Origin of the sequence: Streptomyces niveiscabiei, from assembly GCF_033794345.1 — a bacterium.
Lineage (GTDB): Bacteria > Actinomycetota > Actinomycetes > Streptomycetales > Streptomycetaceae > Streptomyces > Streptomyces niveiscabiei.
In genome coordinates this window covers 98,956-117,634 of sequence record NZ_JARAYJ010000020.1, presented here as the reverse complement: position 1 = coordinate 117,634, position 18,679 = coordinate 98,956, and the positions used below count along the sequence as shown (strand labels likewise).

Annotated in this window: 19 protein-coding genes; 10 read left to right on the top strand and 9 right to left on the bottom strand. The window is 71.1% G+C overall.

All coding sequences use genetic code 11. The features are described 5' to 3' along the window. Positions 1-26: 26 nt before the first annotated feature. Positions 27-1,532 (bottom strand): DUF3152 domain-containing protein, encoded by a 1,506-nt coding sequence (locus PV682_RS44375; protein WP_407705742.1) that lies wholly within the window; start codon positions 1,530-1,532, stop codon positions 27-29. A 5-nt stretch (positions 1,533-1,537) separates the two neighbouring features. After that, positions 1,538-2,509, bottom strand: a complete 972-nt coding sequence (locus tag PV682_RS25950; RefSeq protein WP_319733880.1) for an alpha/beta fold hydrolase — start codon at positions 2,507-2,509, stop codon at positions 1,538-1,540. Positions 2,510-2,832: 323 nt separating this feature from the next. Between PV682_RS25950 and PV682_RS25945 the strand changes: the two genes are divergently transcribed. From PV682_RS25945 to PV682_RS25930, 4 genes are all read left to right on the top strand, one after another. Beyond that, positions 2,833-3,063: a hypothetical protein gene (locus tag PV682_RS25945; RefSeq protein ID WP_319733878.1), complete on the top strand. Its 231-nt coding sequence runs from the start codon at positions 2,833-2,835 to the stop codon at positions 3,061-3,063. 213 nt (positions 3,064-3,276) lie between these two features. Then, entirely contained in the window at positions 3,277-3,954 is a 678-nt protein-coding gene (locus PV682_RS25940; protein ID WP_319733876.1) for a TetR/AcrR family transcriptional regulator, read from the top strand. Positions 3,955-4,132: 178 nt separating this feature from the next. After that, on the top strand, positions 4,133-4,357 hold the full coding sequence (locus PV682_RS25935; RefSeq protein ID WP_010350493.1) for a DUF3107 domain-containing protein: 225 nt from the start codon (positions 4,133-4,135) through the stop codon (positions 4,355-4,357). A 165-nt stretch (positions 4,358-4,522) separates the two neighbouring features. After that, complete coding sequence (locus PV682_RS25930; RefSeq protein ID WP_319733875.1) at positions 4,523-4,792, top strand: hypothetical protein; 270 nt, start codon at positions 4,523-4,525, stop codon at positions 4,790-4,792. Positions 4,793-4,861: 69 nt separating this feature from the next. Here PV682_RS25930 and PV682_RS25925 read toward each other — a convergent pair whose 3' ends face one another. After that, positions 4,862-5,614: a ferritin-like fold-containing protein gene (locus PV682_RS25925; RefSeq protein WP_055721229.1), complete on the bottom strand. Its 753-nt coding sequence runs from the start codon at positions 5,612-5,614 to the stop codon at positions 4,862-4,864. Positions 5,615-6,126: 512 nt separating this feature from the next. On the opposite strand from PV682_RS25925, the gene PV682_RS25920 reads away from it, so the two are divergent. Beyond that, positions 6,127-8,931 (top strand): DEAD/DEAH box helicase, encoded by a 2,805-nt coding sequence (locus PV682_RS25920; RefSeq protein ID WP_319733872.1) that lies wholly within the window; start codon positions 6,127-6,129, stop codon positions 8,929-8,931. 121 nt (positions 8,932-9,052) lie between these two features. After that, the gene (locus tag PV682_RS25915; RefSeq protein WP_319733870.1) at positions 9,053-10,027 is read left to right on the top strand and encodes an alpha/beta fold hydrolase; all 975 of its coding nucleotides are present in this window, start codon (positions 9,053-9,055) and stop codon (positions 10,025-10,027) included. Positions 10,028-10,044: 17 nt separating this feature from the next. On the opposite strand, the gene PV682_RS25910 is transcribed toward PV682_RS25915, so the two are convergent. Continuing rightward, entirely contained in the window at positions 10,045-10,941 is an 897-nt protein-coding gene (locus PV682_RS25910; RefSeq protein ID WP_319733868.1) for an NYN domain-containing protein, read from the bottom strand. Between the two features lie 183 nt (positions 10,942-11,124). Between PV682_RS25910 and PV682_RS25905 the strand changes: the two genes are divergently transcribed. Then, on the top strand, positions 11,125-11,277 hold the full coding sequence (locus tag PV682_RS25905) for a hypothetical protein (protein ID WP_010350503.1): 153 nt from the start codon (positions 11,125-11,127) through the stop codon (positions 11,275-11,277). A 74-nt stretch (positions 11,278-11,351) separates the two neighbouring features. On the opposite strand, the gene PV682_RS25900 is transcribed toward PV682_RS25905, so the two are convergent. The 3 genes from PV682_RS25900 to PV682_RS25890 form a co-directional block, all read right to left on the bottom strand. Continuing rightward, complete coding sequence (locus PV682_RS25900; protein ID WP_055720197.1) at positions 11,352-11,957, bottom strand: MarC family protein; 606 nt, start codon at positions 11,955-11,957, stop codon at positions 11,352-11,354. 187 nt (positions 11,958-12,144) lie between these two features. Further along, a complete protein-coding gene (locus tag PV682_RS25895; RefSeq protein ID WP_319733865.1) occupies positions 12,145-13,002 on the bottom strand; it encodes a PHP domain-containing protein in 858 nt (285 codons plus the stop codon). A 167-nt stretch (positions 13,003-13,169) separates the two neighbouring features. Beyond that, entirely contained in the window at positions 13,170-13,811 is a 642-nt protein-coding gene (locus tag PV682_RS25890) for a DUF6758 family protein (RefSeq protein ID WP_319733863.1), read from the bottom strand. Between the two features lie 155 nt (positions 13,812-13,966). Here PV682_RS25890 and PV682_RS25885 point away from each other — a divergent pair, with 155 nt between their 5' ends. Continuing rightward, entirely contained in the window at positions 13,967-15,205 is a 1,239-nt protein-coding gene (locus PV682_RS25885) for an MFS transporter (protein WP_319733861.1), read from the top strand. A 24-nt stretch (positions 15,206-15,229) separates the two neighbouring features. On the opposite strand, the gene PV682_RS25880 is transcribed toward PV682_RS25885, so the two are convergent. Further along, positions 15,230-15,817, bottom strand: a complete 588-nt coding sequence (locus PV682_RS25880; protein WP_319733859.1) for a suppressor of fused domain protein — start codon at positions 15,815-15,817, stop codon at positions 15,230-15,232. 413 nt (positions 15,818-16,230) lie between these two features. Here PV682_RS25880 and PV682_RS25875 point away from each other — a divergent pair, with 413 nt between their 5' ends. Beyond that, the gene (locus PV682_RS25875) at positions 16,231-17,349 is read left to right on the top strand and encodes a magnesium and cobalt transport protein CorA (RefSeq protein ID WP_055718851.1); all 1,119 of its coding nucleotides are present in this window, start codon (positions 16,231-16,233) and stop codon (positions 17,347-17,349) included. Between the two features lie 9 nt (positions 17,350-17,358). After that, a complete protein-coding gene (locus PV682_RS25870; RefSeq protein WP_319733856.1) occupies positions 17,359-17,886 on the top strand; it encodes a hypothetical protein in 528 nt (175 codons plus the stop codon). On the opposite strand, the gene PV682_RS25865 is transcribed toward PV682_RS25870, so the two are convergent. Next, positions 17,883-18,608 (bottom strand): hypothetical protein, encoded by a 726-nt coding sequence (locus PV682_RS25865; protein WP_055718853.1) that lies wholly within the window; start codon positions 18,606-18,608, stop codon positions 17,883-17,885. The two genes, PV682_RS25870 and PV682_RS25865, sit on opposite strands and share 4 nt — an antisense overlap. Between the last annotated feature and the right edge of the window lie 71 nt (positions 18,609-18,679).

The following is an 18,679-nucleotide window of genomic DNA, read 5'->3' as shown; positions in this document are numbered from 1 at the left end:
TGTCAACGTGACTTATGAGCCGTTTGTCAACTGCCCGGGTACGCCCAGGGGTTGGGCCGGCAGCGGATCCCCTTGAAGACCAGGAACTTCGTCTGCTGCTGCATGACGGGAGCCAGGTCGCCCTCCTTGTCGCACGTCTCATGTCCGTACCCGAGCCGGTGCCCCACCTCGTGGTTGATCAGCATCTGCCGGTACAGGTACATCTGGTCGCCGTACGTCGGCGAACCCTGCGCCCAGCGGTACGCGTTGATCATCACGCGCTCGGTGGCGGTGGAGTTGCAGGACACGTTGTCCTGCGTGGTGTCCAGGCCGGACTTGTCGCACCAGAACGCGGTGGTGCCGGGACTCGCGAGCGTGATGACGAAATCCGGCCGTCCGCTGTAGATCCGCTCGAAGGTCCGGGCCCCGTTGTGCGCCCAACTCCGGTTGTCGTTCAGGGTCTTCTGCACGGCCTGCGCGAACAGTCCGCCGTCCAGCCCTATCCCCTGCTCGACGTCGACCCGGTACGTGTACTTCCGGCCCTTCCCCGGCGCCTTGTCGACGCCCGGCACCGCGTCGAACTTCCCCGACCCCTTGAGGTCCGCGGCCAGCGGGTACTTCACGGCCATCTTCTCGTCGTACGACAGCGGCTTCACGCCCGCCGGCGCGGACGGGCTCGGGAGGACGCCGACCGCGCCGCCCGTCTGCGTGGACCGTTCGCTCTGCGACTCGGTGCGGGCCGCCGTGTCGTCGCCGCCGTCGTCGGCGACCTGCCCGGCGACGACCACGGCGAGGACGGTGGTGACGGCCGCCGCGGCGATGCCGGTGAAGGCGCGGCCCTTGGCGCTCTTCGCCGGGGCCGGGGCTTCGGCGTCAACGTCGGGGTTGACCGGGTCGACGGGGTTGAGAGGTGTCGATGGATGGTCGATACCTCGATCAACATGGTCACGTCGATCAAGTTGGTCAATGAGTTCGACGTCCATATGGACGGCATGGGCAGCATGGACAGCCGTGTCCGCACGACCGGACCCGTTGACCACATTGACGGTATTGACTGCGTTGACCGCATTGACGGCACGACCGCCGCCGTCCACCTGACCAGCCCCGTCCCCGAACGCGTCCACATACTCCTGCCGCGGTCCACCTCCCACCCGCGGCCTCGGCACGACGGACGGCCGCCCCACGCCGCCCTCCCCCAGCGCACCCCAGCCGCCCCCGGCCTCCCGCTGCTCGGGATGCCCCCCGCGCACCGAGGGGTACCCGCGCGCGGGCGCCCCGTCGAGCGGGGGAAACCCATAAGGAGGCGTCCCCTGAGGAACACCCCCCTGGGGCGCGCCGTTCCCGCGATAGGGCCCCACGGAGGGCGCCCCGCTCTCGTGCCAGGACGCCTCGGAGTTGCGCGTGGGCAGCGGAGGCCGCTCGCCGGAACCGCCAGGCGAGGGGAATCCGCCCCGCGAGGAAGCAGCGCCCTCGACGGGAGCCCCGCCCTGCGTGGCCCCGGTCCCCTTCTTCGCCGGTTTCGGCGCGGGTCCCCGTCGGCTGTGCCGTCCCACGCGCCTCAGCTCCCGGTGTCGGCGTCGGCGGTCTGGGCGAGGAGGTCTCTGAAGGCGGCGGCGACAGCCTCCGGGTACTCCATCATCGCGACGTGCCCGGCGTCGGGCAGGGACAGCAGCCGGGAGTCGCGGAAGGTGCGCTCGGCCTTGCGGGCCATGCGGTAGCCGACGAGCTGGTCGCGGGCACCGTAGACCAGCAGCGTGGGGGCGAGGACGCGGGCGGCCTGGCGCCACATGTTGTGCTGGCCGCCGAGGGTGTAGGAGTTGACGAGCCCGCGCGCGGAGCGCGTCATCGCGTCCCAGAAGTACGGCAGCCGCAGCCGCCGCTCCATCTCCTCGACGGCGGCCTGGAAGCCCTCCGGCGTCACGCGCGCGGGGTCGCCGTAGCAGAGCGCCGTGACGCCCCGGACGCGGTCTTCCGGCGTCCAGTCGCGGCTGAGGCGGGTGAACAGGGCGGTCACACCGGGAACGGCGAGCAGTCCCGTCGGGAGGGCGGTGCGCTGGACGCGGATCTCGGGGAGGGCCGGCGCGACCAGGGTGAGCGTGCGGACCAGGTCGGGGCGGACGGCCGCGACGCGCGTGGAGACCGCGCCGCCCAGGGAGTTGCCGAACAGGTGGACCGGGCCGCGCCCCGAGGAGTCGAGGAGGTGGATGACCGCGCGCGCGTGCGAGGAGACCGAGTAGTTGCTGTCGTCCGGCGGCGGGGAGTCACCGAAGCCCGGCAGGTCGACGGCCTCGCTGTCGACGTCACCTTCCAGGCACCGCATCAGCTCCGACCAGTTCTGCGAGGAACCGCCCAGGCCGTGGACGTACAGCGCCGGAGGCAGCCCCTCGCGCGCGGGGGGCCGGGAACGGACTGTGAGCGTCGCCCCCGGCAGCCGCACCGACCTCAGGCGCTCGCCTTCCGCGACCCGGACGGGCAACGCCTTGGGAAAGACGTTGACGGGCGGCGGAGTTGGCACCTCGGTCGAAGACATGCGGCAATGTTACGAGACGATCACACCCCCTTACATGCGATCGCCGCCACAGAAGGCGTGACAGAACGCACAAGAGGAGAACGGAACCGATCACACGGGAACACGATCGGTCGGTGGACGTCCCGCGCACACGCGCGGGCTGACGCGACATGGCACCCGCGCGGGACGTCTCCTAGGCTCGAAAGCGACTCCGCACCACCCGGACCCATTCGGCACCACCCGGACCCATCGGCATCAGCCGGACCCCATCGGCACCGCCCGGAACCCCTCGGCTCCACACCGGCCCCCGGTGGACGCGAACCCCAGCGGAAGGGAGACCCGTCATGGCCACCGAACCCGTCGACCCCACGGATCCCGACACCTTCGAGCACGACGCACAGCGCGACGGACAGACCGACGTCGAGGCCCCCGAGAACGACGCCGCCGAACAGCGCGCGGAGCTGACCCCGCACCAGGACGACTCCCTGGAGGACGCGGACCCGACCCGCGCCGCCGAGGGGGACCTGCTGGAGCAGTCCCGAGTGGTCGCACAGGACGAGGACGACTACCGCTGATCCGGCCGGCCGCCTCCGGGAGGGCCGTCGAGAGCGCCTCGTATGCCCGGAACGTGCCGGGCCGAAACCCCTCGCGTCACTTCTGTGCGGCTTTTCCCGCCGCCCCGGTCCGTGAAATTCTGCGCTCGCACCGCGCACACCACGGTTACCGAAAAGTACGATGGCGGCGCGGCCAGCACAGCACACCGCATGTGGACGACTTTGGGAGGCGGCGTGACAGCCATCGAGCAGACTGAGGCTACGCGCCCGCGAGGCACGCGCTTGCCGCGCCGTGCCCGGCGGAACCAGTTGCTGGGCGCCGCCCAGGAAGTGTTCGTGGCACAGGGCTACCACTCGGCCGCCATGGACGACATCGCCGAACGCGCGGGTGTCAGCAAGCCGGTGCTCTACCAGCACTTTCCGGGCAAGCTCGACCTGTACCTGGCGCTCCTCGACCAGCACTGCGAGGCACTGATCCAGGCGGTGCGCACGGCACTGGCGTCGACGACCGACAACAAGCAGCGCGTGCGCGCGACGATGGACGCGTACTTCGCGTACGTGGAGGACGAGGGCGGCGCCTTCCGGCTGGTCTTCGAGTCGGACCTGACGAACGAGCCGGCCGTGCGCGAGCGCGTCGACAAGGTGACGAACGAGTGCGCCGAGGCGATCTGCGACGTCATCGCCGAGGACACGGGCCTCTCGCGCGCGGAGTCGATGCTGCTGGCCTCCGGGCTCGGCGGGCTCGCCCAGGTCGTCGCCCGCTCGTGGCTGCACAGCGACCGCAGCGTCCCGCGCGACCAGGCCGTCCAGCTGCTGGCCTCACTCGCCTGGCGCGGCATCGCCGGGTTCCCACTGCACGGGGCGGAACAGCACGGAGCCGAACAGCACGGGGCGGACCAGAACGGCGCCTGACGCGGACGTCACCGGCGCCACGGCAGCCCACCGACGCCACAGTTCGCGTTTTTGTTCCCGGACGGTGTTCGCTCCTGGCGTGGGTGGCCCGCGCCGTGTCCGTCGCCCCGCCGGGCTAATGTGTGCAGCGTACGGCGCGGACGCCCGCGCACTCACTGACCGTCGGAGGGACATAGCCGTGGAGGTCAAGATCGGCGTGCAGCACGCGCCCCGCGAGATCGTTCTGGAGAGCGGTCAGAGCGCGGAGGAGGTCGAGCGGGCGGTGGCCGAGGCACTGGCGGGCCAGTCGTCGCTGCTCAGCCTCGTGGACGACCACGGGCGCAAGGTCCTGGTCCCGGCGGACCGTCTGGCCTACGTGGAGCTCGGCGAGCCGGCTCCGCGCAAGGTGGGCTTCGGCGCGTAAGGCACAGGCACACGAGGGCCCGGCGACTGTCACAGTCGCCGGGCCCTTGATCGTTTCTTCACGGACGGAGCACATCTCCCGCACAGGGGAGGATTGCATTCCGCAGGTCACGGGTATGACGGCTACGACCTTGGTGCACCGGACGGCCGTACGGGAGGGACCCACATGATCTTCGAAGCGCTCGCCTCCGCGCTGCTCGGTCTGGTGCTCGCGTGGGCAGCGGTCCGCCGCCTCCCGCACCGTCTCCCGGCCGCCTCCCTGGTCCTGACGACCGGCACGGCCGGAGCCCTGTTCGGCGACTTCGTCACGCACACGGCGTTCGCCTCGGGCCTGCTGCCGAGCCTGCTGGGCGCGGTGGTGGTGGCGACGGCGTCCCTGTCGCTGCTGCTGCGCCCGTCGGCGGGGCGCCTGCGGGAGCGATCGATCCCGGCGTGACGGGGCCGGGACACCCGGGCGGGCGCGGACGACTCCCCGCGCCCCTGACGCCCTTTCAGGCCGCCGCTGTCAAGCAGCCAGCCCCAGCGCCGCCATCCGCTTCGTGTGCGCCTCGGTGATCCGCGAGAACATCCGCCCCACCTCCGCGAGGTCGAACCCGTCGGCCACCCCGCCGACCAGCATGGTCGACAGCGCGTCCCGCTCGGCGACCACCCGCTGGGACTGCGACAGCGCCTCCCCCATCAGCCGCCGCGCCCACAGTGCAAGCCGCCCGCCCACGCGCGGGTCGGCGTCGATGGCCGCGCGCACGCGCTCGACGGCGAACCCGGCGTGACCGGTGTCGTCGAGGACGGCGAGCACCAGCGCGCGCGTGTCGGAGTCGAGCCGCGCGGCGACCTCCCGGTAGAAGTCGCTGGCGATGGAGTCACCGACGTACGCCTTCACGAGCCCCTCCAGCCAGTCGGAGGGCGCCGTCTGGCGGTGGAAGCCGTCGAGGGCCGCGACGAACGGCTCCATGGCCTCGGTGGGCTCCGCGCCGATCTCGGTGATCCGGTCCCGCAGCCGCTCGAAGTGGTGGAACTCGGCGGACGCCATCTTCGCCAGCTCGGCCTTGTCCGCGAGGGTGGGCGCCAGCTTCGCGTCCTCCGCGAGCCGTTCGAACGCCGCGAGCTCGCCGTAGGCCAGCGCACCGAGGAGGTCCACGACGGCGGCCCGGTACTGCGGCTCGGTCGCCGCCCGGTCCCAGTCCTGGGCGGCGATGCCGGTGTGCTCGGGGGTTTCGGCGGACTCGTTGGCGTGGTCAGACGTCGTCATGAAACGCACAATAGTCCGCCGACGAGAGGCCGTGAGCCCCGCCGCCGAGCGGGGTCGCAGCCGTACGGTCGCGGGGGCCGAACCCCGGCCGGATCCTGTGAGAACGATGACGTGACCGAATCGGCCATCACATGTGCACGATTCCGGGGTATGGTGGTAATGCGCCTGCTGGTACCTCGTGTACTTCGCAGGCCCATGTATGAGGATGCCCGGTCGCTGGCCCGATCGGCTCCGACCCGACAGCCCTCCTGGTCCGTACGGCACATCGCGTACGGCGTCCGGAGGGACCCTCAGCGGTACGAGCGCTAGAGCGTCGGCAGAGGTCCCGTGCCCTACGGCTGGTCCGTAAGGCCGCCGACGTCCCCCGGCACGGTCCGTCAAAGACCCCCGCGCTCGCCTCGCACCGCGTACACAGAAGAGGCAGCACCCTGACTACGACGTTCAGAGATCTCGGAATCCTTTCCGAGACCGCCGAGGCCCTCGAAGCCGTCGGCATCATCAACCCCTTCCCCATCCAGGAGATGACCCTCCCCGTCGCCCTCAGCGGCACGGACATCATCGGCCAGGCCAAGACGGGCACCGGAAAGACGCTGGGCTTCGGTCTGCCGCTCCTGGAGCGCGTCACCGTCCCCGCGGACGTCGAGGCCGGCCGCGCCGCCCCTGAGGCGCTCACAGACGCTCCGCAGGCCCTCGTCGTCGTCCCCACGCGCGAGCTGTGCACGCAGGTGACCAACGACCTGCTGACGGCCGGCAAGGTCCGCAACGTACGCGTGACGGCGATCTACGGCGGTCGCGCGTACGAACCGCAGGTCGAGGCCCTCAGGAAGGGCGTCGACGTCGTCGTCGGCACCCCCGGGCGCCTGCTCGACCTCGCGGGCCAGAAGAAGCTCGACCTCAAGCACGTCCGGTGCCTGGTCCTCGACGAGGCCGACGAGATGCTCGACCTGGGCTTCCTGCCCGACGTCGAGAAGATCATGGACATGCTGCCGGCGCGGCGTCAGACGATGCTGTTCTCGGCCACCATGCCGGGCGCCGTCATCGGCCTCGCGCGCCGGTACATGTCGCAGCCGACGCACATCCGCGCGACCGCGCCGGACGACGAGGGCGCGACCGTCGCGAACATCGCGCAGCACGTCTACCGCGCGCACTCGATGGACAAGCCCGAGATGGTCGCCCGCATCCTCCAGGCCGAGGGCCGCGCGCTCGCGATGGTCTTCTGCCGCACCAAGCGCACGGCCGCCGACATCGCCGAGCAGCTGGAGCGCCGCGGGTTCGCCTCCGGCGCGGTCCACGGCGACCTCGGCCAGGGCGCGCGCGAGCAGGCGCTGCGCGCGTTCCGCAACGGCAAGGTCGACGTGCTGGTGTGCACCGACGTCGCCGCGCGCGGGATCGACGTCGAGAACGTCACCCACGTCATCAACTACCAGTCCCCCGAGGACGAGAAGACGTACCTGCACCGCATCGGCCGCACCGGTCGCGCGGGCGCGTCGGGTACGGCGATCACCCTCGTCGACTGGGACGACATCCCGCGCTGGCAGCTCATCAACAAGGCGCTGGAGCTCGACTTCAACGACCCGCCGGAGACGTACTCCACGTCCCCGCACCTCTTCGAGGACCTGAACATCCCGGCGGGCACGAAGGGTGTCCTGCCGCGTTCCGAGCGCACGCGCGCGGGTCTCGACGCGGAGGAGCTGGAGGACCTGGGCGAGCCGGGTGGCCGCGGTCGTGGCCGTGGCGACCGGGACCGCCGTCGTGGCTCCGATGACCGTGACCGCCGTGGCGGCCGGGGCGAGTCCGCGCCCGCCGAGGCCGGTTCCGAGCGCCCGTCCCGTACGCCGCGCCGCCGTCGCCGTACGCGCAACGGCTCGCCGTTGGAGCAGGGCGCCGCGCCTGCCGTGCAGCAGCAGCCGTCCGCCGTCGAGGAGACCGCCCCGGCCGCGCGTACGCCGCGCCGTCGGCGCCGTACGCGCGGTGGGGCGCAGGAGGAGTCGGCCGTCACGACGCCGGTGACGCCGCCCGTCGAGGAGACGCCGGCTGCCGAGGCCGCTGTCGACACCGCCGAGGGCAAGCCGCGTCGCCGTACGCGCACGCGCAGGGGTGACGAGCAGGGCCAGGCGCCCGTCGCGTCCGTGGTGGAGACCGAGTCGGCCGCTGGTACGACGCCGTCGGCGCCGGCCGCTGCCGAGGTCGCCGTGGAGACGGCCGAGGCGGCACCGCGTCGCCGTACGCGCACGCGTAAGGAGTCGACGCAGACTGTCGAGGCTCCTGTGGTCGCCGAGGTGGCGGCTGAGGCCGCCGCTGTCGTGGAGGCCGTCGAGGCGAAGCCGCGCCGTACGCGCAAGACGGCCGCCACCAAGGCCGCCGAGGCCGTCGTGGAGGCCGCTGAGGGTGTCGTCGAGGCAGCAGCCAAGCCGCGCCGTACGCGGAAGACCGCCGCCGCTCCGGTGGAGGCCGCTGAAGCGGTGGTCGACGCGGTCGAGGCCAAGCCCCGTCGTACGCGCAAGACCGCCGAGGCCGCGCCGGTCGCTGAGGCCGCCGCTGAGGCCGCGCCGCGCCGTACGCGCAAGACGGCCGCCGCCAAGGCTGCCGAGGCCGCTGTGGAGGCCGCTGAGGGCGCTGTCGAGGCTCCCACGCCGCGTCGGACCCGCAAGACCGCCGCCGCCAAGGCCGCCGAGGCCGCTGTGGAGGCCGCTGAGGCTGTCGTCGACACCGTCGAGGCCAAGCCCCGTCGGACCCGGAAGACGGCTGCGGCCAAGGCCGCCGAAGCCGTGCCCGTTGCCGAGGCCCCCGCCGAGGTCGCCGAAGCCGCGCCGCGCCGGACTCGCAAGACGGCCGCCGCGAAGGCCGCCGAAGCCGCCGTCGACACAGCCGAGGCCGTCGAGGCGAAGCCGCGTCGGACCCGCAAGACCGCCGCCGCCAAGGCCGCCGAGGCCGCTGTGGAGGCCGCTGAGGCTGTCGTCGAGGCAGCAGCCAAGCCGCGCCGTACGCGGAAGACCGCCGCCGCCGTGGAGACGGCTGCGGACGACGCCGTCGAGGCCAAGCCCCGTCGTACGCGCAAGACGGCCGCGACGAAGGCCGCCGAGGCCGCTGTCGACGCGGCTGAGGGTGTCGCCGAGGCTCCCAAGCCGCGTCGGACCCGCAAGACGGCCGCCCCCTCCGAGGCCCCGGCCGCGCCGGTCGAGGCCGCCGAGGAGGCCAAGCCGCGCCGCCGTACGACCCGGAAGGCGGCCACCGCCGCCGAGATCCCGGCGCAGGCGACGGAGGAGCCGGTCGTGAAGCCGCGCCGCACGCGGAAGGCCGCCGCCGTGGAGCCGACGGACGGCTGAGCAGCGACGAACGCCGACGGCCCGGCCCCCTCTCACGGGGCCGGGCCGTCGGCGTTTCCGAAGCTCCCCCGGCCCTCACCCCGCGCCCCCGCGGCCCTGACCCCCCGGATACCCTCCCCGAGTGACCTTCCCCCTGCCCCCCGCAGCCCGCCCCCTCACGCTCCGCACCCCGCGCGGCGACTTCGCGGCGATCGACACGCCCGCGCGCGCGAGCGTGCCCTACCGGGGTGTCGCCCTGCTGCTTCCCGGGTTCACCGGCAGCAAGGAGGACTTCCACTTCCTCCAGGGGCCGTTGGCGGCACGGGGGTATCGGACGGTCGCTGTGGACGGCCGGGGGCAGTATCAGTCGTACGGGCCCGAGGCGGACGAAGCTCCGTACGCGCAGGGCGAGTTGGCGAGGGACGTCCTTGCGCAGGCGCGGTTCCTCGGCGGGCCGGTGCACTTGTTGGGGCACTCGATGGGCGGGCAGGTCGCGCGGGCGGCGGTGTTGCTCGACCGAGTCCCGTTCCGCAGCCTGACGTTGATGTCGTCGGGCCCGGCGGAGATCTCCGACTCGCAGAAGCAGCGCGTCGCGATGCTGCACGAGGCGCTGGCCGTGATGAGCATGGCGGAGGTGTGGGAGGTGATCGTGGCGATGGGGCCGCCGGAGGACGTCGGCGGACCGGCGAAGGGCTTCGGCACACCGGAGTCGATGAGGAACCGCTGGACCGGACACCGGCCCGCCCAACTCCGCGCCACGGGACGCCAGTTGTGCACGGAACCGGACCGCGTGGACGAACTCGCCGCACTGCCCCTGCCGTTCCACGTCCTGTCGGGTTCGACCGACGACACGTGGCCGGTGCCTCTGCTGGACGAGATGGCGGTACGGCTCTCCGCGCGCCGGACGGTGATCGAGGGCGCGGACCACTCGCCGAACATGGACCAGCCGGCCTCAACCGCCCAGGCGCTGGCGGATTTCTGGGACACGCAGACGGCCACACAGACGGACACGCAGACCGAGCCGCGGACGGACGGGCAGACGGACGAGCGCGCGGACCGGCGGACGACCGGACCGGCGGACGAACGAGCGGACGACCTCGCGCGCGAGCCCAACTAACCCTGGCCGCCGAGGAATCAGTACTGCGTCTGGACGTGCTCCCAGAACCCGTCCCGCAGCGCCCGCCGCAGATCCGCCTGCCCGCGCAGCGAGTACTGGAGGATCCCCTCCGCCTCGACCAGTAGATCCTGGTCGACGGACCCCGGCAGGTACGGGTGCCCCGGCAGGAGTTCGGCGAGGCTCTCCCGCCCGCGCTCCACGAGCCACTTCGCCGCGATCTGCGCCCCCACGAACCGGACGTCCTCGCGCGTGGGCCGGTTCGCCGCCGGCCCCTCGTACGAGACGGCGGTGCGCCGCGACACGTACGGTTTGAAGAATTCGAGGTCCAGGGTGCGCTGGCTGTCGACCTCCCACAGCAGCGGCTCCGCCTGGTTGCGGCCCTCCGGCGCCTCGATCCCCCACAGGTGCACGCGCGCGCCGTAGCCCTGCGCGGCCTCGACCGCCGAGACGAGGTCCTCGTCGCCCCCGAGGAGGACCGCGTCGCTGATCGCGCGGTGCCGGGCGAGGGATTCGAGATCTGTACGGATCAATGAATCGACGCCCTTCTGTTGATTGTTCGCGTTGAGGTTGCCCAAGCGAACCTTGACGTCGGGAAGCTCCGCGATCGACTGCTGTTCGGCGGTGTGGATGCGGCGTCTGGCGCCGTCGTACCAGTAGACCCTGAGGAGTCGGCTGTCCGCGAAGACCTGGCGCGCGCGGTCGATGAGCGCCTCCAGGAGGCCCTCCGCGTCGAGGTCGAAGGACCTGCGGTCTTCCGTGCCGGCGATCAGGCGGCCCGCCGCGGCGTAGAGATACCCCGCGTCGACGAAGATCGCGTGTGTGGAGGGCGTCTTCGCAACTTCGGCGAGCACCCGTCTGAGCAGGTCGTTCGTACGGTCGAGGCGGTCCACGAGGGGCCCGAGGTCGTCACTCATCCTCCCCATTGTCCCGCCGGTCACGCAGCGAACACAACCGATCCCGTTCAGTCTTCCCTACTGCTTGGTAGTTAGTTGTTCGAAAAATTTCCTTAGCGTAGGGAATGTTCGTAACACGAGTCCCGTTGACTCCATACGTAACAGCGATTCTCCTCAGGAGGACAACCGACGAAGGGAGAAGCCATGCGCTTCGAAATTCTGCGACTCGACGACGTCGACGGCACGCCCGTGGACTGCACTGTCGTGGACGCCGCCTCCGTCAACCGGATCGTGCAGGACGCCGCCGCCATCGGGCAGCGGCTCTGGATCCGCCCGGCAGACCGCTCGGCGTCGTAACGCGCGAGCACACCACACTTCAGAGCCCCCGTACGGTGCCGACACCGTACGGGGGCTCTGTGTATGCACCAACTTCACGATGCATTGACCACCTGTACCACTCCATTGATGATCTGCTGCACCGCGATCGCCGACAGCATCATCCCGGCGAGGCGCGTCACCAGCACGACGCCTCCATCCTTGATCAACCTGATGATGAGCAGCGAGTACCTCATCACCAGCCACAGCACGGCGTGGATCGCGAGGATCGCGCACCACACGGACACCTGCGTCGCGACGCTGTCCGCCTTCTGCACGGCGAGGATGACCGACACGATCGCCCCCGGGCCGGCCAGCAGCGGCATGCCCAGCGGGACGAGGGCCACATTGACGTCCTTGGTCTGCTTCGGTTCGTCGCTCTTGCCCGTCAACAGATCCAGCGCGATCAACAGAAGCAACAGACCGCCCGCGATCATCAATGCGGGCACCGAGACATGCAGATAGTCAAGTATCTGGTGGCCCAGCAGGCCGAACACCGTGATCACCCCACCGGCGACACACACGGCCTGGAACGCCATCCGCTTCTGCACCTTCGCGGCCCGGCCGGAGGTGAGCGCGAGGAAGATCGGCGTGATCCCGGGGGGATCCATGATGACAAAAAGGGTGAGGAAGAGAGAGCCGAAGACAGCGACGTCGAACATGGATGGAGCAGCCTTGAGAGAGTTGACGGAAAGAGGAGGGAGGACAGAAGGGGAGGGCGACGGCAACGCGCCGACGACGGACCCCGAGCGCCCCGAACCCACGGACCAGCCGGCCCGAGCCGCAGCCCCGACCCCGCCGCCCCGGCGGAATCAGCCCCCGCCCGGCGAGACCGAACCCCGGTCGACCTCAGGCTCCCCCGGCCCCCGGCACCGGAAATGCCCCCCACGCCCGCCGCGTGATCTCCCCGTACACCTCGGGGTCGGTCGTGTACTCCCCCAGCACGCACGTCTTGCGGCTGCCGTGGTAGTCGCTGGAACCGGTCACGAGGAGCCCCAGTTCGCGGGCGAGCCCCCGCAGCCGTACCCGGGTCTCGGCGTCGTGGTCCATGTGGTCGACCTCGATGCCGTCGAGCCCGGCGGAGGCCATCTCGGCGATGGCGGTGTCCGGGACGGTGAGCCCCCGCTTGCTGGCGCCGGGATGGGCGAAGACCGTCACCCCGCCGGCCGCCTTCACCAACCGGATCGCCTCGAAGGGGTCGGTCTCGTGCTTGGCGACATGCGCGCGGCCCCCGTCGGAGAGCCACTGCTCGGTGAAGGCGTCGTCGACGGAGGCCACGACGCCGGCCTCGACGAGGGCGGCGGCGACGTGGGGACGCCCGACGGACCCGTCCCCGGCGATGCGGGCGACCTGCTCCCAGGTGACGTCGACGCCGAGTTCCCGCAGCCGCGTGACCATGGCCTTCGCGCGGGGCACCCGGTCGTCGCGGACCAGTTCGCGCTCGGCGAGGAGCGCGGGCTCCTCGGGGTCGAAGAGGTAGGCGAGCATGTGCAGGGAGACGCCGTCGATACGGCAGGACAGCTCGGCGCCGGTGACGAGGGTCAGCCCCTCGGGGAGCGCGGCGACGGCCTCGGCGTACCCGCGGGTCGTGTCGTGATCGGTGAGGGCGACGACGTCGAGCCCGGCGGCAGCGGCGTTGCGGACCAGCTCGGCGGGGGTGTCCGTACCGTCGGAGGCGGTGGAGTGGCAGTGCAGGTCGATGCGCACGGACGACTCCAGACGGGTGACTGACGGGACGAGGGTGACCTAAGAATAACCGTCCCGAAGAGTGCGATTGTCACACCTCAACTCGGAGGGCACCCCTTACCGACCCTCACACAGGCTCCTCCGACCCACAACCACCGCGTACACACACCACCCCGCCCCCACCCCCCTCACGGCCCCAACAACCGCGGCGACAGCGCCCCGCAAGGCACCATCTCCACCTCCGCCCCCGCATCCCGCAGATCCGTCAGCACCAGCTCGTCGTACATCAGCATCCCCGACTGCTCGGGCCACACCACGGCCCAGAGCCACATCCCCAGCGCCTCCCCCGCGAACACGGCCCGGTCGTCCGGCGCCCCGGTGACATGCCACAACGGCGTGGGCCGCCCCGCGGCGAGGACCTTGGCCTGCGGTGGTTTCTCGACGTCCAGGCGCGGACCGGGGTCGGGCCCGTCGATGCCGGCGTAGCGCGCCCCCAGCCCCACCCCCAGCTCCTCCGCGACGAGGATCAGCTCGCCGAGCCCGCCGAGGGGCCCGGGCCCCGTGCAGGCGACGGCCGTGGCGCGCCCCCCGCTGCGGTCGTCGCCGGCGCACGCGACCCCCGTGAACAGCCACCCCACGGGCAGCGGCCACGGCATCCACACGGGCACCTGGGTGCGGTGCACCACCACGCCGAGCGCCTCGACGCTGGGCGGGATCACAGGCTGGACCGGATGCACCGTGCCATGGTCAGCGCACTGCCAGGAATCGGCGAAGAGACCGGGAGCCCTGACCCGGCCACCACACTTCGGGCAACTGGGTTCGCCCCTCATAGGGCCCAACGGTCCTACCCTCACCGGTCCCCGTCAAGCGGCGATCACCCATCCGGGAACCCGGGCCCGCCCAAGTAGATGTAGCTTGCATTAATTAGTCGACCTAACTTACTATGTGTAAACACCAACCATCCACGCCGGGAGGGACACAGGAGATGAAGGACGACAGCACAGACCCGTTCGACGCGGGCGCGGGCGGCCTCCTGAAGCAGCCGAAGGCCGTGTGGGCGACGGCGGGCGCCTCGGTCGTCGCGTTCATGGGCATCGGACTGGTCGACCCGATCCTCCCGTCGATCGCCAAGGGCCTGGAGGCGACGCCGAGTCAGGTCTCCCTCCTGTTCACGTCGTACTTCCTGATCACGGCGTTCGCGATGCTGATCACCGGCTTCGTCTCCAGCCGGATCGGCGGCAAGAAGACGCTGCTGCTCGGCCTCGCCCTGGTCGTCCTGTTCGCGGCGCTGGCCGGCACCTCGGGATCGGTCGCCGAACTGGTCGGCTTCCGCGCGGGCTGGGGCCTGGGCAACGCCCTGTTCGTCTCGACGGCCCTCGCGGTCATCGTCGGCGCGGCGGCGGGCGGCAGCGCGGCGGCGATCCTGCTGTACGAGTCGGCGCTCGGCCTCGGCATGGCCTGCGGCCCGCTGCTCGGCGCGCTCCTGGGCGACGCGAGCTGGCGCTACCCCTTCTTCGGCACGGCGTTCCTGATGGCCGTCGGCTTCCTGTGCGTCTCGGTGTTCCTGAAGGAGCAGCCGAAGCCGGCGACGAAGACCTCGGTCCTGGACCCCCTGAAGGCGCTCGGCCACGGCGGCCTCGCCTCGGCGGCGGTCTCGGCGTTCTTCTACAACTACACGTTCTTCACGGTCCTGGCCTTCACGCCGTTCGTCCTCGACATGACGCCGTACAAGTCGGGTGCCGTGTTCTTCGCCTGGGGCCTGCTGCTGGCCCTGTTCTCGGTCGTCGTCGCCCCGCGCCTCCAGGCCCGGTACGGCTCGCTGAAGGTGCTCGGCGGTTCGCTGGTGCTGCTCGCGGCGGACGTCCTGGTCCTCGGGTACGGCGACCACGTCACCGCGATCGTCTGCACCGTCCTGTCCGGCGCGTTCATCGGCGTCAACAACACCGTCTACACGGAGCTGGCGCTCGGCGTCTCGGACGCGCCGCGCCCGGTGGCGAGCGCGGGCTACAACTTCGTCCGCTGGTTCGCGGCAGCGGCGGCGCCGTACTTCGCGCCGAAGATCGAGGAGTGGTCGGACATCCACATGCCGTTCGTGGTGGCGGCGGTGACGGCCGTGATCGGGGCGGGGGTCGTGGTCGTACGGCGGAAGGCGCTCACGCACGACGCGGAGGAGCAGGAGACCGCGCACGCGACGCAGGACTCCGTCACGGTCTTCGCGAACTGACGGTGAGTTGAATCACGTACCACGTCAGTCCAGCGGGACGGATCTCCGGGCCGGGTCCCGGAGGTCCGTCCCGTTCGTCAGCCACCGTTCCTGGAGCGCCTGCGCGCCGTGCACGCGTTTCCACGCGGCCTCGTTGGGGGTCATCGGCAGGAGGGGGAGGAAGTGCACGGGGTCGAGCGGGGCGTCGAGTTCGAGGTCCTCGACGAGACCGCCGGGTTCGGCGACGAGTACGGAGGTGAAGGGGGCGTCCGGCCACAGGGGCTCGCCGACGTCCAGCGAGGCGCCGGGGGCGACGACGACGCCCTCGACCTGCGGGGACGCGGCGAGGACGGCGAGCGGGCGGAGCACCTTGTCGGTGTCGGCGAGCCCTCCGCGCACCGAGAGGACCAGCTCCGCGCGGGGGCCCTTGAGGGGGTCGGCGAGCATGCTCGTGGGGTCGGTCATGGGGCCGGCGGACATGCCGAGCGTGGCGTAGCGGACGATGCCGTCCTCCTGGCGGAAGCGGAGGACCTCGACGCGGTCGGTGCCGAGGAAGGTGACCGCCGCGCGCGCGTCCGGCTCGCCCAGCGCGGTACGCAACCGGGCCTCGACCAGAGGGAGAACATCAACCATGTCGCGAGCATAGAACTCGTCAGTACGGGGCAAAGCAGCACCTTGACACTTCTGTCTGCTGATAGTCTTGCCGAGTCGTTCTGGGCAGCTTGCAGAAGCACGCGTATCGAGCCCGGACGACCTGGATCTCCCTTACGAGGGACCGGCCGGAGGAGGTGGGGCTGTCATGGATCGAAGTCACCCGTGCAGTACCACTCGCTCTTCCCGCCGCTGACGCGACAGCGTCCTTCTTTTCTTTCTCTCGCCTTCTGCGGAAGAGCACTTCGTTAGCAAGCCACCGCGACGGTGCGGTGCTCCCCGCTTTGTGGACGTGCCAAACATTCCACGCTCAGGACGTCCTCATTCCGGGCAGTTCCACCCGTCGGTGTGGCCATTCGTCACCGAATGCGTCACCGATGCGAAGGAGCCCTGCCATGTCCATGATCCACAACCTGCGCGCCGCGACGTCCCTGCGCAAGGACCGCAAGGCCGCCCCCCTGACCGGCCCGTACGACACGACCCGCGACCCCGCGACGCCGTCCGCCGTCGTCGACTGCGCGGTCTACCGCGACGGCGCGCGCGTCCCGTACGACCGGTCCCTCACCCCGCACGAGGCGATGCGTGAGGTGCGGCGCGACGGCGGGTTCGTGTGGATCGGGCTGCACGAGCCGACCGAGGCCGAATTCTCGGGTATCGCCGGGGAGTTCGGGCTCCACCCGCTCGCCGTCGAGGACGCGGTCCAGGCGCATCAGCGGCCGAAGCTGGAGCGGTACGACGACTCCCTGTTCACCGTCTTCAAGACGATCCACTACGTCGAGCACGAGCAGCTCGACGCGAACAGCGAGGTCGTGGAGACCGGCGAGGTCATGTGCTTCACCGGCAAGGACTTCGTCATCACCGTCCGGCACGGCGGGCAGGGTTCCCTGCGCGCCCTGCGCCACCGGCTCCAGGACGACCCGGAGCTGCTCGCGAAGGGGCCCTCGGCCGTCCTGCACGCCATCGCCGACCACGTCGTCGACGGGTACGTCGCCGTCGCCGACGCCGTCCAGGACGACATCGACGAGGTCGAGACGGACGTCTTCTCGCCGGGCCGCAACGGCTCGCCGCGCGGGACCGACCCGAGCCGGATCTACCAACTCAAGCGCGAGGTGCTGGAGTTCAAGCGGGCGGTGTCTCCGCTGCTGCGTCCGATGCAGCTGCTGAGCGAGCGCCCGATGCGGTTGATCGACCCCGACATCCAGAAGTACTTCCGTGACGTCGCCGACCACTTGGCCCGCGTCCAGGAGCAAGTCCTCGGCTTCGACGAGCTGTTGAACTCCATCCTCCAGGCCAACCTCGCGCAGGCGTCCGTCGCCCAGAACGAGGACATGCGCAAGATCACCTCCTGGGCCGCGATCATCGCCGTCCCCACCATGGTCTGCGGCGTCTACGGCATGAACTTCGACCACATGCCGGAACTGCGCTGGAAGTACGGCTACCCCATGGTCATGGCGGTCATCGTGACCATGTGCTTCGGCATCCACCGCACCCTCAAACGCAACGGCTGGCTCTAAGGTGACGTCATGACGTCCCCCCTGGAGCGCTTGGAGCGGGCCCTCGTCGAAGAGGCCACGAAGAAGTCGGGTCTCATCTGGGTCGAGGGCCAGGGCGCTCCCGCCCGCCCGCTCTGGCACGCCTGGCACGAGGGCGCGGCCCACGTCCTGGGCGACGGCCCCGGCGAACAGCCCCTGACAGGGCTGGAGGCCGGGGGCACGGCGGAGGTGACGGTCCGCAGCAAGGACAAGGGGGGCCGCCTGGTGACGTGGACGGCGAGGGTCGCCCGCGTGGAGCCGGGCACGGACGAATACGCCGCGGCGGTGGCGGAGTTGAAGACCAAACGCCTCAACGCCCCGGACGGCGAGGCCATGGTGGACCGCTGGGCGAGGGAGTGCAGGCTGCTCCGCCTGGAACCGACGGGCGAGACCCTCCCGATGCCGGAGGGCGACCTGGCGGCGAGCCCGGTCCCGACCCCGGCGACGACGCGACAGCCGGTCCCGGCGGGCGTACCGAAGCTGCTGTTCAGGAAGCGGAAGCGGAACAACCCCCGCTAAGAAGCCGGTAGTTGCTTCCCGTAGTCCACTGTTTCGTCCTCGGACGGCTCGGCGAGGGTGAAGTCCTGCCCCCATGCCGAGAACGCCAGCGAACCGGCGCTGCCCGCCCGTTGGAGCAGCAGGGGGTACGGCTCGCCGGTCAGGGAGACGTCGAGCGTGCCGCCCGAGCCCTTGTCGCCCGTGATTCTGATCGTGCGGGTACCCGCTTGTTCGTGGTGGCCGTCCTTGGAGAGGGAGCCGTGCAGGGTGAGCAGCCCGTCGAGGAGGAGGTTCTTGTCCGTGAAGCCGCTGAATTTCGTGTACGAGGGGTCCCCGGCCGGGACCTTCACGTACTTGCCGTCCAGCTTGCCGGCCGCTGCCGTCGCGTCGCCGTCCCGCTTCCAGAACTCGGCGTCGGCCTTGAGGAACAGCGCGTCGCCGACGCGCAGGAGCTGGAAGGTCGTCCCCTCGGCGGAGACGGACCCCGTGCCCCCGTCCTTCTTCAGCCGCATGTCGAGACGGTACGTCCGCCCACTGGTCACGACGGTCCCGGCGAGCCGCACCGCGTCGACCCCGGACGCCGCCGCCTTGGCCCGGTCCTGGATCTTGTCCGCGCCGAGCTTGCCGACCCCGTTGGTCCCCGCGTCGGGATCCTCGCCGCCGCACCCGCTCACGCCGAGGGCGATCGCGCACACCGCCCCGAGCAGCGCGGTGCGGGTACGGGCCGAAGAGGTTGCGGTCACGAAAGACGCTCGCTTTCGAAGGGGACGCGTGGGACGGCGTACGGCAGCGTACCGGGGTCGCGAAGACCCGG